Annotated in this window: 13 protein-coding genes; 4 read left to right on the top strand and 9 right to left on the bottom strand. The window is 37.2% G+C overall.

What is annotated here, in order from left to right; genetic code table 11:
• Positions 1-79: 79 nt before the first annotated feature.
• The 6 genes from GMB29_RS06930 to GMB29_RS06905 all read right to left on the bottom strand — a co-directional run bounded on the left by GMB29_RS06930 (position 80) and on the right by GMB29_RS06905 (position 6,395).
• A complete protein-coding gene (locus GMB29_RS06930; RefSeq protein WP_136355590.1) occupies positions 80-1,120 on the bottom strand; it encodes a Gfo/Idh/MocA family protein in 1,041 nt (346 codons plus the stop codon).
• 81 nt (positions 1,121-1,201) lie between these two features.
• Entirely contained in the window at positions 1,202-2,023 is an 822-nt protein-coding gene (locus GMB29_RS06925) for a carbohydrate ABC transporter permease (protein WP_136355588.1), read from the bottom strand.
• The gene (locus GMB29_RS06920; protein ID WP_136355586.1) at positions 2,020-2,964 is read right to left on the bottom strand and encodes a carbohydrate ABC transporter permease; all 945 of its coding nucleotides are present in this window, start codon (positions 2,962-2,964) and stop codon (positions 2,020-2,022) included. The genes GMB29_RS06925 and GMB29_RS06920 overlap by 4 nt, the downstream gene beginning before the upstream one ends.
• 60 nt (positions 2,965-3,024) lie before the next feature.
• Positions 3,025-4,326: an ABC transporter substrate-binding protein gene (locus GMB29_RS06915; protein ID WP_136355584.1), complete on the bottom strand. Its 1,302-nt coding sequence runs from the start codon at positions 4,324-4,326 to the stop codon at positions 3,025-3,027.
• A gap of 156 nt (positions 4,327-4,482) precedes the next feature.
• Positions 4,483-5,247, bottom strand: a complete 765-nt coding sequence (locus GMB29_RS06910; protein ID WP_136355582.1) for a sugar phosphate isomerase/epimerase family protein — start codon at positions 5,245-5,247, stop codon at positions 4,483-4,485.
• A gap of 140 nt (positions 5,248-5,387) precedes the next feature.
• Entirely contained in the window at positions 5,388-6,395 is a 1,008-nt protein-coding gene (locus GMB29_RS06905; RefSeq protein ID WP_136355580.1) for a LacI family DNA-binding transcriptional regulator, read from the bottom strand.
• 323 nt (positions 6,396-6,718) lie between these two features.
• Here GMB29_RS06905 and GMB29_RS06900 point away from each other — a divergent pair, with 323 nt between their 5' ends.
• The 4 genes from GMB29_RS06900 to GMB29_RS06885 all read left to right on the top strand — a co-directional run bounded on the left by GMB29_RS06900 (position 6,719) and on the right by GMB29_RS06885 (position 11,119).
• Complete coding sequence (locus GMB29_RS06900; protein ID WP_136355679.1) at positions 6,719-7,777, top strand: LacI family DNA-binding transcriptional regulator; 1,059 nt, start codon at positions 6,719-6,721, stop codon at positions 7,775-7,777.
• A gap of 166 nt (positions 7,778-7,943) precedes the next feature.
• On the top strand, positions 7,944-9,104 hold the full coding sequence (locus GMB29_RS06895) for a Gfo/Idh/MocA family protein (protein WP_136355578.1): 1,161 nt from the start codon (positions 7,944-7,946) through the stop codon (positions 9,102-9,104).
• A gap of 21 nt (positions 9,105-9,125) precedes the next feature.
• Positions 9,126-9,875: a ThuA domain-containing protein gene (locus GMB29_RS06890; RefSeq protein WP_136355577.1), complete on the top strand. Its 750-nt coding sequence runs from the start codon at positions 9,126-9,128 to the stop codon at positions 9,873-9,875.
• Between the two features lie 146 nt (positions 9,876-10,021).
• Positions 10,022-11,119: a Gfo/Idh/MocA family protein gene (locus tag GMB29_RS06885; protein WP_136355575.1), complete on the top strand. Its 1,098-nt coding sequence runs from the start codon at positions 10,022-10,024 to the stop codon at positions 11,117-11,119.
• Positions 11,120-11,193: 74 nt separating this feature from the next.
• Here GMB29_RS06885 and GMB29_RS27615 read toward each other — a convergent pair whose 3' ends face one another.
• From GMB29_RS27615 to GMB29_RS06875, 3 genes are all read right to left on the bottom strand, one after another.
• A complete protein-coding gene (locus GMB29_RS27615; protein ID WP_264766596.1) occupies positions 11,194-11,325 on the bottom strand; it encodes a hypothetical protein in 132 nt (43 codons plus the stop codon).
• 122 nt (positions 11,326-11,447) lie between these two features.
• Positions 11,448-12,530 (bottom strand): SepM family pheromone-processing serine protease, encoded by a 1,083-nt coding sequence (locus tag GMB29_RS06880; protein WP_227551558.1) that lies wholly within the window; start codon positions 12,528-12,530, stop codon positions 11,448-11,450.
• A gap of 530 nt (positions 12,531-13,060) precedes the next feature.
• Positions 13,061-15,820: a P-loop NTPase family protein gene (locus tag GMB29_RS06875; RefSeq protein ID WP_136355573.1), complete on the bottom strand. Its 2,760-nt coding sequence runs from the start codon at positions 15,818-15,820 to the stop codon at positions 13,061-13,063.
• Between the last annotated feature and the right edge of the window lie 70 nt (positions 15,821-15,890).

The raw sequence follows: 15,890 nt of genomic DNA, 5'->3' as shown, positions 1-15,890 counted from the left end.
CCGTAAAACATCATGAGAAAAAACAAAAGATGAGTCAATTCGTTTGACTCATCTTTTCATCTTTCTACTATCGTAACCTTTATACGATCGTAGCCGCTTTTAAATTGACGATTTTCTTCGTTTGATTCGAATCAAGAGCAGCTAAAATCACTTCAAGGGATTTCTTTCCTTCTTCACCAGGAATTAGCGGAGCCTTGTTATTTTTTATCGCATCAACAAAGTGATCAATCACATGTGTAGTTGTTTGCCCTCCAGCTTCATTCGTCTGGATTTTATCTAGTTCGTATTTGACTACTTCTCCATTTTTATATTGAACAATAAGTGAATGATCATGATCGTCTTCTAACCTTAAAATCGCATTTTCACCGTAAATGATTGTAGAGTTATCGCCACCTGCTACATAAGACCAACTTGCTGCTAATGTCCCAATTACGCCAGATTCCATTTTCAATATGGCAACAGCATTATCGTCTACATCCGTGTTTTCCTTTGCACTTGTTTCAACAAATGCGCCAACCTCTACAACTTCTCCTAATAAATAGCGAATTAAATCAGACTTGTGTACACCAAGGTCTCCGAGTGCACCGATTAATGCTTGGTCTTTATTAAAGAACCAGCTTGATCTGCCATCAATGCTCCATCTTTCTGGTCCAGGGTGGCCAAATGTCGTTCTAAAGCTATAAATCTTGCCAATCTCTCCACTTTCAATTAATTGTTTTGCTTTTTGATGTGAAGCAACAAAACGTTGATTGTGGGCGATCATTAATGTTTTTTGGTTTCGCCTTGCCGCCTGGATCATTTCTTCTGCTTCTTCTACAGAAGTTGCCATTGGCTTTTCACAAAGAACATGTTTTCCGGCATTTAATGCGGCAATGGAAACCGGTGCATGAAGATGATTTGGCAGACATACACTAATGACATCAATCTCATCCAACTGCAATACATCATCATATTCAGTAAACGCTTTTGCACCATATACCAAAGCCATTTCTTCCGCACGGCTTGCAACCACATCACATACAGCAGTAATTTCTACATCTTGATTTGCCGCATATTCAATTAAATGACGTCTACTCGCAATACTTCCACAACCGATAACCCCAACTTTTAATTTTCCCATATCAATGAAACCTCCATTATCGTCATTCGTTCTATCATTTAAACGTCTATTGCCAGCTGAACCTTATAAGACAAACTGTTATTATTCTTTTACTGCACCGCCTGCTAAACCTTTAACAACCTTCTCCTGTGAGAAAAGATAAACAACAAGGATTGGTAAACTTGCTACAGTTAACGCTGCCATCAATCCCGGTATATTTACGGAAAATTCCCCTTTAAAATCTTGTAACCCTAGTGGCAATGTCATACTTTCTGGACTAGATATGAGGACTAGAGCAAAGATAAATTCATTCCACAAATGGATGAAATTATAAATTAGCACTGTCATCAAGGCTGGGGTTAACATCGGAAGGATAACTCTCCAGAAAATCCCAAAATGGTTACAGCCATCAATTTTAGCTGCTTCCTCAAGCGATTTCGGTATTTCTTGCATAAATTGCGTTAAAATAAAAATGGAAATTGGCAGACTAAATGCGATGTATGGACCTAATAATGCCCAAAGGGTATCGAAAATCCCCATACTTTGCGATAGCTTGAAAATGGGAATGAGTGTTGCGTGAATTGGAAGCATCATTCCTGAAATAAATAACAAAAACAGGACCTTGTTCATTTTAAATTTCATTCTACTTAATGGATAGCTTGCTAATGAAGCAATGATCATTACCGCAAAAACAGCTACAATCGAAACCAATGCACTATTAAGAAAATAACGAGTCAGTCCCATCTCAAAAACGGACTGGAAGTTTTCCAAATTAAAGGAAGAAAACATGGCAAATGGTTTCTCAAAAAACTCACTTCGAGACTTTAAGGCAGTTGAGATCATATATAAGAATGGAAAACCTGTAAAAATCAGTAACAAAACAGCCAATACGTAAAGAGGTATTTTTTTAAATCTGATTGTCATACATACGCACCTCTCTTTTTACGATAATAATCCATCGTTTGAATCAAGATCGTGACAAGAAGGGCTAAAAAGAACATAACAAAGGCAATTGCACTTGCATATCCCATGTTAAAGTTAATAAAGGCCTGTTTAAACATGTATGTGCCTAATAACTCTGTCCCATGGTTAGGTCCCCCGCCTGTCATAATATAGAAAATATCAAATGCTTTTAAAGATCCAACAATTGCTAAAATCGAAGAGCTTACAATCGTTGGCATTAATAAAGGAAAGGTAATGTGAAAAAACTTTGTTATTGAACTCGCCCCATCTATTTCTGCGGCTTCATATAATTCCTCTGGAATACCGACGATTGCTGCCTTAAAAAGAATCATATAGAAAGGTGCAAATTGCCAAACGATGACTAGAAGCACAGCAAACAGGGCCGTATTAGGTTCACTTAACCACGCAATATTTTCAAATCCAAATACATTGACAAGCTGGTTGATCATTCCGTTGATCGGATCAAACATTAATACCCATAACAATCCGACAGCAACTGTTGACATGAGAAATGGAAAGAAATAAATACTGCTAAAAAACTTGATTCCTTTGATTGGAGCAAACAACATAAGCGCCATGATTAATCCTAAAGGAATTTGAGCAAAAACCGATGTAAACACAACCCATGTATTATTTGTAAGTGACTTCCAAAAAATAGCATCCTTTAAAAGATCAAGATAGTTTTGCAGCCCAACATATGTCCCTACACCCATACCGTCCCAATCATAAAAACTATAGATGAACGTTGTAAAGATCGGATACAAAACATAAAGCGTATAGACAATCAAGGCAGGTGCAACAAACAAGCCAATGGTTATCGCACTTTTCAACTTTTTACTTTTCGTTTTTGTCGTTGACTTCACGATTGTTCTTGTGTCTGTTACTTCCACATGCGTTTCCACACCATTCCCCTCCTCTTCAAGTTAAGTCAGGCAAAAGAGGGATATCCCCCCTTTGCTGATTTACTTTAATACCTCTTTTGCTTCTGCTTCCATCTTCTGTGCCGCTTCTTCAGGCGTCATATCTAATCCGTAGATTGCTTGCGTTGTATCTTTGTGCAATTCTCCCAGTTCAGGTGGTAATGTCTGGTCATACGGCATTTGTAAATGTGTCGCATTTTCAACAACTTCATAAAAACGTTTTGTGAATTCATCTGCCGGTACTATGTCTTTGACAGCCGTTAAAGACCCTGTACGGTCTGTGTAGTTTTGCGCAGTTTCTGCACTAGTAAGTTCTTTGACCAATTCAGTCGCTAAATCAGGATTTTCACTATTTTTTGCTACTGACCAAACCGGACCTGTTGCTGCTCCCACATGCGTTTGATCTCCTTTTCCACCTTCAACTGTTGGGAACAAGAAGAAATCTAGTTTTTCTTCGAATTCAGGTGCCTCCTGTCTGACATTGTTTAGGAATGATATCGTCATATCCATCATTGCTGCTTGACCTGAATACATTAATTGGCGTCCTTGTCCTTCATCGTATGGAACTCCATTAAACCCTGGATTGAATGCCTCTCTTTCAACCATCTCTTGAAGATATTCACCTGCTTGGACATATGCCGGATCATCAAACCCTCTTCCTCCTCTATTGAAAGCACTTTCAAATAATTCCGGACCAGCAATACGACTTGCAAAATTCATAAACAAATAAGCGCCAGGCCATTTTGTTTGATTTGCCAATGCGATTGGAATAATATCGTTCTTGTTTAATGTATCAATGATTATCAGCCATTCTTCATATGTCTTCGGTGCTTTTAACCCATACTTTTCAAAAATTTCTTTATTATAAAAGACAACATCAATCGATAAGCTTAACGGCATACCATACACTTTTTCGTCAAACGTTGCATTTGCAAGTGCCAACTCATTGAAGTGGTCATTATCTGTTGCTTCTGTAAGATCTAATACTTTATCTTGCTGAACAAAATTATGAAGCCAACCTCCACCCCAACTATGAAATACATCAGGGGCATCGTTACCTGACATGGCAACAGAAAGCTTTTGTTTATAAGCATCATTCGGAATTTGAAGAACCTTTACCTCAACATCTGGATGTTTCTCTTCAAATCGATCAACAGCTTCTTGATAAACTTTCTCTTTCTCGCCTGGATCAATATGCCAGAACTCCAATACCTTCTTCTCACCGTTAGACTTGTCAGCATTTGCTTCTGTAGATGTTTCACTTGTTGAGCCTCCACCATTCAGCCCGCATGCAGTTAATAACAAGACTGAAAAAATGGTTAATATGGAAATTAACTTTTTCATCCTTCATCCCCCTATATGATTAATATATTAATGCATGGTAATCGGAAGGTTTTCCAATTACCTAGGAACTATCAGCAAAATAGTTGGTGAAATATTCTCAGGCACATACATGTCTTGTATTTGATTATGTTTCCCCCTAAGAAGTAACATGTTTATTTAAACTGGTTGTACGAACTTATTTTTTAAATAATTGATACTTATTTCTATACTTTCAAGAGGTTTACGTCGTGATTGATCTTGTTCAACAATAAACCACTCCACATTTGCCTTTTCCCCATGTTGGATGATCTCTTCTAGATTTACTCCACCTGTCCCTAATTCAGCAAAAAACTTTTCATCATCTGTCGTCATATCCTTTAAATGCAGGAGTGGTGTCCGGCCTTCAAAACGTTTTAACCATTCAACAGGATCTTCCCCTGCTTTTGTCAGCCAATATACATCAAACTCAGCTTTCACCCAATCAGGATTCGTTTTTTCCAAAAGCAGTTCTAACGGTTTTATTTCATTTTCAAGCTCGATTAATTCAAAATCATGATTATGGTAAGAAAGTGTGATTCCTGCTTCATAGCATTTTCGACCAGCATCATTTAATATGTTAATAAGTTCATAGTAAGATTCTTTTGTTCTTCTTTCAGGAGGCAGAAAAGGACATGCTACATGTCGATTTCCAATCACTTGTTGAAATTCGATCACTTGGTCTAATTCATTTTCTAATAATGGTAAGGCTACATGACTAGAAGCAGCTTTTAATCCAAGATGTTCTAGGACGGATTTCAGTTCTTTTGCTGACAATCCACCATATCCCGCAAATTCAACACCTTTGTATCCAAGATTCGCTACCTTTTCTAACGTGCCTGTGAAATCTTTCACTGTTTCTTCTCTCAATGAAAATAATTGCAGCCCAATTTGAATATCTTTCACATTCCTTACTCCTCTCATAATAAAAAGATCTTTTTATGTAACCATTACAAAATAAATGATCAGTTCTTTGCTGATGAAACAGGATCACCTCCTTTCATAAAATGTAATCGATTACATTTCCTTATAACCAACATTCCTTACTACTTTTTCTTTCCTTTACCTCCGCAGGAATCGCGAATAATGAGCTCACTTTCCAAAATATGCTGAATTTTAGATACTTGCACACCTTGGATTTGTTGTAGCAACAATTGCATCGAAACTTGCCCCATTTTAAACAATGGTTGAGCAATTGTTGTCAAAGCAGGCTCAAAAATAGCCGAAAAGCTTATATTATCAAAACCAACAACTGCTAAATCCTCAGGCACCTTGAGGCCATGGTCTTTAGCTGCTTTAATTACCCCCATTGCCATTTCATCATTGCCAGTAAAAACAGCCGTTGGAGGATGTTCCATGGCAATGAACTTTAACATTAGATTATAACCAGATTCTAGTGTGAAATCTCCCTCTTGAACTAGCATGCTATCAATCTCTAAATCATTTTGCAGCAATGCTTGTTGATAACCTTTATATCGATCTCGTGAACCATTAAATTCAAGTGGTCCAGATATATGTGCAATTCGTGTATGTCCAAGTTTAATTAAATGTGCGACCGCATTACGACTGCTGCTGATATTATCTATTGAAACTGTCGGAACTTTCAGGCCATCTATATAGGCAGTTGTAAGGACAATGGGGTATTCCTCGCTTAAATTAACTAGTGTCTTTGGATCCATTCGAGCAGAAAACAAAATCATACCATCTGTCTGCTTTTGTTTTAAAAGATCGATTAACCCGTATTCATTCTCTACACTTTTATTCGTATTTCCAAGCAGAACTCGATAACCATTCCTTGCGGCCTCTGATTCAATCCCTTCAATGATACCCGTAAAAACCGTGTTTAATATATTTGGTACCATGACAAGTATCGTATTTGTTTCATTTCTACGAAAATGGCGTGCCAAAATATTTGGCTGATAATTTAGCTGCTCGATTACATTAAGCACTTTTTTTCGTGTATTTTCTTTTACAGTCTCTGGATTACGAAGCACCCTTGAAACTGTAGCTGTTGATACATTCGCTAATTTCGCCACATCACTCATTTTTACCATATGTACAAGTCTCCCTCTTGATGACAATCGAAATGTAATCGGTTACATTTTTTAGTATAAAGGCATGGATTCGGAATTGCAATACTATTTAAATAATTTTACCATAAAAAAGAAAACCTCCATTAAATTGGAGGCTTCTCAAGTTTTTCACGATGAAAGTATCAGGGGGATACTGTCAATTACTTATTACCCTTATCATCACCATCGTAAACCATAAATCTTGCTTTTTTTTGTCATTATTCATGATGCAATCCTTCCTAACATTTCATCCTAAAAAAAATTTTTCATTTATGTAATTGACAATAAATAGAAAACAAGAGAAAATGAACGCGTGTACATTCTTTTGTTTGGAGGTGAATATTTTAGCTAACAGAAAAGATGTTGCAAAATTAGCTGGCGTATCTGAAGCAACTGTTTCAAGAGTTTTTAATAATATCGGTCCGATACGTGAAGAAACAAAACACAAAGTATTACAAGCGGCCAAAGAGCTTAACTATCACCCTCATGCGATCGCTCAGAGTTTTGCACGGGGGAAAAGCAATAATATTGGTGTTATCGTTCCATACCTGCCAAAGATTCACTTGATTTCAACTCATTATTTTTCAGAGCTTTTAAGCGGAATTGGTGCCATGCTAGGAGAATCAGGTTACGGCTTACTCTTATTATACCAATCACAAGATGAACAGAAGGATTATGTTAAGCATTTTCTTTCCCATAAAGTAGATGGATGCATCATCCTCGGTTCGAAGAATGCCAAGGGTGAAATCGAGGCACTTGAAAAACTCCATCAATTGAACCTCCCATACTATCTAGTTAACCAAACGTTTTCAGGCTATCCTTTTCATTCAATTGATGCAGAACACGATCAAGGTAGTTTTCAAGCTGTCTCCTCACTAGTATCGAAAGGACATGAGCGAATTATTTTTTTAAACGGCCCTCTGGAATATTCAAATAGTACAGAACGGCTAAAGGGATATAGGGAAGCACTGCTATTCAATGGGCTTGAACCAAATTCTTCAGAGCTTATCTTTCAAGGAAATTACAGCCGAAAAAGTGGATATCAGGCGGCAGCACAGATTGCTCCTTTGCTTCCTAAGGCAAGAGCTGTATTTGCAGCAAATGACCGCATGGCAATCGGTCTAATGCAGGGGTTGAGCGAAAAAGGGTTTCAAGCGGGTCATGATTACGCCCTTATTGGGTACGATGATTCCGAACTATCTAAAATGACCTCTCCCTCACTTAGTACAGTAAAAGTACCACTTTTTGAAATGGGGCAATTGGCTGCACAAAAAGTTCTTCACTTTATTTCACATGACATACTAGCTGAAAAGAATGAAAGATTGCCTGTTACGTTTATTGAACGGGAATCTTCAAAACTTTAACATATGATTAACAGGGCAGCTTTTTAGTCTTTGAGGCAACAAACATATATTCACTGGGACTGCTCAGCAGTTCCGATGTGATAGACCTGGAGTTTTATAGTAAATAAATTAAAATCTTATTCTATCTAACAACTACATTACATTTGAAAAGTTATGGAGGAACCAAATGGAAACGATTAATATCGGTATGATCGGCTATAAATTTATGGGGAAAGCACACAGCCATGCTTATCGTGACCTTCCACTCTTTTTCCCAACGTGCATCCATCCTCAAATGAAAGTTATTTGCGGCCGGGATACTAACTCAGTAGCTGAAGCGGCAAAACAATTTGGCTGGGACGAATATATGACTGATTGGAAAAGACTTATACAGAGAGATGATATTGATTTAATCGATATAAATGCACCGAGTGATGTACATAAAGAAATAACGATTGCTGCTGCACAAACAGGAAAACATGTTTTTTGCGAGAAACCGTTAGCGCTTACATTAAAGGATTCAAAAGAAATGCTTGATGCTGTAGAGGCAGCTGGGGTGAAGCATATGGTCGGATTTAATTATCGATTTGCCCCAGCTGTCATGTTAGCTAAAAAACTTATTGATGAAGGACAATTGGGTGAAATCTATCATTTTCGAGCATGGTTTTTACAAGACTGGCTTGTCGATCCAAATTTCCCGCTTGCCTGGAGACTTCAGAAGGATATTGCAGGATCAGGATCACATGGAGATTTAGGAGCACATCTCATTGATTTAGCTCATTATCTAATCGGTGATATCCATGAGGTTATGGGCATGAATAAAACATTTATTAAAGAAAGACCCCTGCCAACTAACATGACCGGATTAACTGCATCCGTCAGTGAAAATGCTGAAAAAGGCGAAGTCACAGTCGATGATGCCACATTATTTTTAGCCCGATTTGCAAATGGTGCATTAGGCAGTTTTGAGGCTACACGATTCGCTACAGGTCATCGTTGTACAAACTCATTTGAAATAAACGGAAGCAAAGGCAGTGTTATTTTTGACTTTGAACGAATGAATGAATTGCAAGTCTATTTATCTAGTGACAGAGATGATGTGCAAGGATTCCGTCGCGTCCTGGCTACAGACCCGGCACATGCGTTTTCTGAAGCATGGTGGCCTCCTGGACATACAATTGGTTACGAGCATACCTTTATTCATGAAATGGTTGAGCTAATGAATGCTATTCGTGAAGATCGACAGCCCGTTCCAAATTTCCATGATGGTGTGAAATGCCAGGAAGTATTAGAAGCGGTTGATTTATCGATTGAAAAACGACAATGGATCCAGCTGTCTGAAGTTTAAATAAAAAGGAGTGTTCCACATATGAAACGAAATGCACTAATTGTTTGGGGCGGTTGGGATGGACATGAACCAGAACAGGTTGCACACATTTTCAAAAGAATTCTTGAAGAAGAAAACTTTCGTGTGGAGGTTTCTAATACACTTGACGCTTATCAGGACCCTGAGAAGCTGAAATCACTTGATTTAATCGTTCCCCACTGGACAATGGGCGAAATTGAAAAGAAATATGTCCTTAATATCTCTGAAGCTATTATGAGTGGTGTTGGATTAGCTGGATGTCACGGAGGAATGTGTGATTCATTTCGAAACAATGTTGACTGGCAGTTTATAACTGGCGGAAATTGGGTTGCACATCCTGGAAATGATGGTGTGGAGTATACCGTTAACATTAAGCACTCATCAAGTCCGATATTAGAAGGCTTCCATGATTTTAAAGTTGTCAGCGAGCAATATTATCTTCATATCGATCCTGCCGTTGAAGTGTTAGCAACGACACGCTTTCCAGTAGTTGATGGACCACATGCTGCAAATAATGCAGTTGATATGCCTGTCGTATGGACAAAACGCTGGGGGCAAGGACATGTATTTTACAACGCATTAGGACACCAAGCAAATATTATTGAAATGCCAGAGGTCTCTCTCATTATGCGACGCGGTTTTTTATGGGCTGCTGAAGGAAAGCAACGTGCTGAAGGCTTAGCTGTTTCAACATTCGGATCTTTCGGTAATGGAAATGGTCGTGTCTATTCAGGAATGGGTGATAGTCAATAAGAACAAAACGACATTGTCAGCTGTGACCGGGAATCTTAACACACTTTGACTCGAAATAGTCGATAACAGTCGACCTTTGCTTCAAAATAGGCTTGAAATTGGATATCAAAAAGAAGATTATATTATTTAAAAATGGAGGTTCCAAAATGAATAAGCTTAAAATTGGTATTATTGGCTGTGGAACGATTAGCTCTATTTATATGGAAAATTGTCAAAAATTCGAGCATCTCGACCTTGTAGCTTGTGCTGATTTAGATGAACAACGTGCACAATCACAAGCTGTTAGATTCGGAATTCCCAAAGCTTGTTCTGTAGATGAACTTCTTAATGATTCAACAATTGAATTAGTGATTAATTTAACAATCCCTAAGGCACATGCAGAAGTGTGTATTGCAGCATTAGAAGCAGGAAAACATGTTTATACAGAAAAACCACTCGCTGTTACACGTGAAGAAGGAAGACTGATTTTAGAAACGGCAAAGAAAAAAAATCGCCTTGTCGGAAGTGCACCAGACACATTCTTAGGTGCTGGTATTCAAACAGCTATTCACCTTATCGAACAAGGAGAAATTGGTGTTCCAATTGGAGCATCTGCTTTTATGATTAATCGCGGTCATGAACATTGGCATCCAGACCCATCCTTCTATTATGACATTGGCGGCGGACCAATGTTTGATATGGGACCTTATTATTTAACAGCATTAATATCCCTGCTTGGGCCGATTGAACGAATAGCTGGCGCTACAAGAATTAGCTACCCAGAACGAATCATAACAAGTGAACCGAAAGCAGGTACGAAAATGAAAGTTGCCACACCAACTCATATTTCAGGAATCATTGATTTTGCAAATGGTGCAATCGGTACACTTACTACGAGTTTTGATGCCTTTGGCGGTACATCACTTCCACCTATTGAAATATACGGAAGTGAGGGCACATTGCTTGTTCCAGATCCAAATACATTTGGCGGACCTGTACGAATAAGAAAACTCGATGAAAAAGATTTCGTCGAAGTTCCTTTAAAATATGGAAATTCACAAAACAGCAGAGGCCTAGGTGCAGCTGATATGGCTCAAGCTATATTAAGTGGAAGCAATTATCGTGCAAACGGCGATTTGGCTTATCATGTATTAGAAGCAATGCACGGTTTCCATGATTCATCGACAAATGGAACACATTACACAATGGAGAGTACGTGTGAAAAGCCTGAGCCTGTGCGGTCAGAGCTACATGTTTCTAAATAAATAATTTAGGATTTGTTATGATGTTTTCTGGCGTTTAGAGAAGAATTTGCTTCTTTGAACGCTTTTATTAGTTTTTATAAATTTTTAGTTTTTTTTTCCTCTTCGGCTTTGTGAAGGACTTTTCTTTTGCTTTCTTCTTTTGTTTGGTCATTTAACGGCTTTATAAGGACTTTCCCTTTGCTTTCTTCTTTTGTAGTTTTAGTCATAAAAACACCCCTTAAAAGTTAGATTAAGTGTCTAACTTTTAAGGGGCAGTTCAGTTTGGTCCTTCATCGGCTTTATGAAGAAATGTTCTTTTGCATTTCAACTAATTTTTCAGCACTTTTAATTATTCATCCTTTTCTTTCTCCTCAAGACCTTCCAAGTATTCAACAGCCTCACCTAAAGTAGCCACTGGGACTACTTCAATATCATAGCCATTTTCCTTCACAATATCGTTGACTTCCTGTTCGTTCATATCGATTGGATTGATGTCTTTAGGAGTGAAGAAAATATCAGCTCCTTCTTCATAGGCTGCGAATATTTTATGCTTAATACCGCCTATTTGACCAACGTTTCCGTTATGGTCAATCGTACCAGTGCCAGCAATTTTATAGCCTTTTGTTAAATCCTCCGGTGTGAGCTGGTTATAAATTTCTAAGGAAAACATTAGTCCAGCTGAAGGACCGCCTATATCATCACTATTTATTTTTACATCCTTTGATATTGTAGCGGTGAACTCCTCTTCTGGGACGATCCCTATACCGACTTTCTTTGTAGCGGCATCAAGTGTGATCATTTCAACGGTTTTCTTTATTTCTTTTTTACCACGTTTGAACGTAAGTGTTGCATGATCCCCAATTGTTTTATTTTCTTCTATGTATGAAATAAATTCAGATGCTTCTTTCATTTTCTTCCCATCAATGCTAGTAATTAAATCACCAACTTTTAATACTTTTTTTGCTGGTGAATCTGCTATGATCGAGCTGACAAAAATACCATGATAATCGATTTCGACATGTTCTCCCGCTTCTCTAAAACCGGCTACTAGAGCATTTTGTTGAGAATCTTTCATCATAAAATCTAAAAGCCTTGTATATTCTTCATCTGTTAAATCCCCCATTACTTCTTCGTCCTTCATAATATCAGTGTGTGGGGCAACAAGTCCGTACGCTAAAATATATGGATTAAAAGCCTTTACAGATAATACTGTTGTTAAATGAAAGCTTCCTTTTTCGTCTTTATGACCCCCTTCTACCGTTATTTTAGGCTCAAGTTCTTCAATAGGTCCTGGTTGGTGGAGATAGTAAGGTGTTGGTATAAAAGCAATAATAACCAAAACGAACAAAACGAATATAATTCGTTTTAATGGATATGTTTTTTTCATCGTTTTTGTATTCTCCTTGTATGTAGAATGATCGTTACTAATCATTTTATCCTCACCTAGTATGTTACATGTTTCTTTCATTCTTGAAAATAAAATTAAGCATAAAACCTATTTTTAGACAAAGGCTGTTTTTGCAAACTTTGTTGCTATTTACTAACTAGTGCGGTGGTTGATTGCAGCGAGAGATGCACGATGACCGCGGGGCGGGCGATGAGCCTCCTCGGCTTAAACGCCTGCATGAGTCTCACCTGTCCCGCTGCTCCCTTGTCTTGCTCCAGCGCCTAGCCCCTCGATGTCATAAGCCACTCTTGAATTGAAGACAAAAAACGTCTTCTATTCAAGAGCGTCTTATGCTTGTCGGGGCTGAACAGGCGCTTCCGATTTCTAAGCAGGAGTCTCGCAATCTGCTCCATCAACCTTAAATAGTTTTCGTTTTAGAAGCAACAATCTATTAGATAAGAGTTTAGACAAAAAAGAGACTAGATCTATTTAGATATATGATTACCCAAATAGATCTAGTCTCTAATTATCCTTCATCGGTACAAAAGAATCACTTTAGCTGGTTAAAGTCACACCTACAAACTACGGCTATAGTCCTTTTTCGCCTGAAGCATGAATTCCTGTTGGAGAAGGTTTACTTCAAATAATTTCAATGGATCATAAAAGATTTCCGGGTTTGCTTTCATATCGCTTAACCCTTCTTTTCCATTTTGGATTGCTTCTTCAGTTTCTGTGATTGTATGTGTCACTTCATTTATCGGTCCATTAAAGAAAGTGGATATATCTTGTTTTAGACCTTTTTCAAATAACTCAAAAGGTAAGAATAATTTTGTTGAAATGGATTCTGTAACTTCGTCATATGATTCATTTTCAACATACTTTTTATATTGATTTGCTAACATTGATTTATTTTGATTCATTCCACCGAAAAGCTTACCAGCGCCTTTTAGGATGACTTGAGTTGGTTTATTCCTTCTAAGCATAATGTTTTCTTTTTCATATTGGAGTCTGCCTGTCATCCGATTAATATCGCGGCGCCAATCATTTAAGATTGTAAATTCACATTGTAATGAAAGCTTCTCTGATTGATAGATTTCATTAAAGGTTCCGCTCATTTCCATTAAATATGACTGACTTTCTAGTAATTCTTCATGTGATGAGGAAATCCAATCTTCGAGTTTCTCACAAAGTGCAGGAATCAAAGTCTGTTCATAATAATCCTGTACCCTGTTATTCATATTTTCATTAAGCTGAATATGGATTTGCTTAAAGTCACTTTCCTCTTTTATTAGTTCTGAGCTTTCTTTAATGAGTGTAGGTAATGTTACTTTTAACTCTGTTTTACTTTCCTTAAGTAATGCTTTGTACGCTGCTGTGATAGTTGCGATTTTTTCCTGTTGAAGATCTGTGAGCTTATTTGTAAAGCCTGTTAAGCGCCCTAATATATCTTCATTCCATTGAATCGAATCAATTAATCCCTTTTCCATTTCTACTCGTTTTTGCAGGAGATTAGCGAGCATTTTTCGTATAAGTGTGAGAACTTTCTTCGTTCGTTTTTCTTGCTTTTCCTTCATGCTGTAAGGGTAATGTGTGTATAAAAAGCCATTTAATTGACTTAATTGCTGATTAAATGGGTGTAATGATGAGTATGGTAAAATTTCCGCTTCTGGATAGATATTTTTAAGTTTTCCTTTGATTTCATTTATAAGTGCTTCAGTTTGTGCATCACTTGAAACTAAATCAACTTTATTTAAGATAAAGTTGACCTTTACATTAGGAGCAAAGTTTTTTATTTGGCATAAAACATCGTATTCTCCTTCAGTTAATGGTGATGATCCATCAAGAACGTAGAGCATCCCGTCAACTAAGAGCAGTGAATCAAATATCTCATTTCTCGCTTCATTACTGCCATTGATTGGAGGTGTATCAATGATCGCGCATTGGTGCTCATGCATCAATATACAAGGTCTTTTCACTTGAAATAGACCGTTCGTTTCATTAATCATTAAGTTATTTAATTCAGATTGATAATTAATAGGTATTTGTTCATCATTCTTAATCTGATTCATGATTAGATCGTCATCGTCATGAAGGACCACAAAGGAAGTCGTGGACCCTTTGAAAAGTTTGTCTCCTAATAGTGAATTGACGAATGTTGTTTTTCCGCTTCCAGCTTTTCCAGTTAATAGGAAGTGGTTTTTAATCTGTGGATTAATAAGCTCTTCAACCCACCATTTAACTTTATAATCAACTTCAACAGAATGGCCCTCAGCCCATCTGTTAATTGTATGATATAAATGTAATGCGTTTTCTAATCCACTTTCCTCATTTTCAGATTCAAAAATGATGGATTCTGCTTTATAGACAGCATCAGGAATAACCGTTCCAGGGAAAATTTCATTCCAAGCTAACACCGTAGCCGATGGGAACAAACCGTTTGAACGTGTTGAAAGTTTCATCCAATTTGCCAATAAATATGGAATGACATCATGTATTTCACTTAAGTAATATGAACCGTTTGTTAATTCGAGGAACGTTTCTTCATAGAGCTGTACAGTTTGATCCCACTCATCACTTGCTTCATGGTCGACAGTTAAAAGCATGTCATTTATGGTTCTTAACCAAGTAAGATACGAATTTTCATCTCGATAGCTATTCCACAAAGCAGTTGTGAGCTGGGCAAATGCATGCTGGCTTACTTCATAAAATGTAAGGAGTGCTTCAGCAAAAAAATCAGGTTCAAACTGCTTCGTATATCCACCTTTTACATAAGTAATTAATATGGAAAACCATTCTTCTCTCTCTGTTCGAATAGATTCCTTGACTGCTAGAATAACTGCATGTTTATAATCATTATTTTCTTCGTAAAATTTTCTAGCAATCTTTGTTACCTGCGGATAATCTGAATTAATATGTAAAGCTCTTTTAATTGTCTCATATGCATTTTCCAGCTTATTTCTTTCCTGATAAAGGAAAAAAAGCTTCAGAGCCACTTCAATATTTAATGTTTGATCTTCTGTTTCAATTGAGTTGTATTTATCTTCAGCTGCGGATAGCAATCCTAATTTATAATAAGCATCACCAATATTTTTATTAGCCCATGGTTCTAATTCATTTTTGATATTTTCCCATTTAAAAATGGCTGCCTCATAATCTTGATAATGAAAATAAATTTCGCCTTGAGCAAAACGAATATATGACAAGTCAAAGCTTTCATCACTATTTTGCTCCTCAAAATAGGCTTGACCAAGTACTTGAGCGGGCGCTGTTTGTTCACTCCCAGTCAAATACGTCTCATAATATGTCTTATGAATTAGTTGTTTTTCAGTTGTCATAATTTCCTCCTGCAAATAATTAAAAATAAATATATTCATAAACTTATAAATAATGAAAGATGAGGTTAAT

Source organism: Metabacillus sediminilitoris, assembly GCF_009720625.1.
Classification (GTDB): Bacteria; Bacillota; Bacilli; order Bacillales; family Bacillaceae; genus Metabacillus; species Metabacillus sediminilitoris.
The sequence above is the reverse complement of the archived record's forward strand: the minus strand, read 5'-3'. Positions and strand labels throughout refer to the sequence as shown.

Coding starts and splice junctions, on each gene's coding strand:
- GMB29_RS06905 (WP_136355580.1), bottom strand. CDS start 6,395: ATGGTAAAAATGAGTGATGTGGCGAAATTAGCGAATGTATCAACAGCT.
- GMB29_RS06885 (WP_136355575.1), top strand. CDS start 10,022: ATGAATAAGCTTAAAATTGGTATTATTGGCTGTGGAACGATTAGCTCT.
- GMB29_RS06895 (WP_136355578.1), top strand. CDS start 7,944: ATGGAAACGATTAATATCGGTATGATCGGCTATAAATTTATGGGGAAA.
- GMB29_RS06915 (WP_136355584.1), bottom strand. CDS start 4,326: ATGAAAAAGTTAATTTCCATATTAACCATTTTTTCAGTCTTGTTATTA.
- GMB29_RS06925 (WP_136355588.1), bottom strand. CDS start 2,023: ATGACAATCAGATTTAAAAAAATACCTCTTTACGTATTGGCTGTTTTG.
- GMB29_RS06900 (WP_136355679.1), top strand. CDS start 6,719: ATGAACGCGTGTACATTCTTTTGTTTGGAGGTGAATATTTTAGCTAAC.
- GMB29_RS27615 (WP_264766596.1), bottom strand. CDS start 11,325: ATGACTAAAACTACAAAAGAAGAAAGCAAAGGGAAAGTCCTTATAAAG.
- GMB29_RS06930 (WP_136355590.1), bottom strand. CDS start 1,120: ATGGGAAAATTAAAAGTTGGGGTTATCGGTTGTGGAAGTATTGCGAGT.
- GMB29_RS06875 (WP_136355573.1), bottom strand. CDS start 15,820: ATGACAACTGAAAAACAACTAATTCATAAGACATATTATGAGACGTAT.
- GMB29_RS06880 (WP_227551558.1), bottom strand. CDS start 12,530: ATGATTAGTAACGATCATTCTACATACAAGGAGAATACAAAAACGATG.
- GMB29_RS06890 (WP_136355577.1), top strand. CDS start 9,126: ATGAAACGAAATGCACTAATTGTTTGGGGCGGTTGGGATGGACATGAA.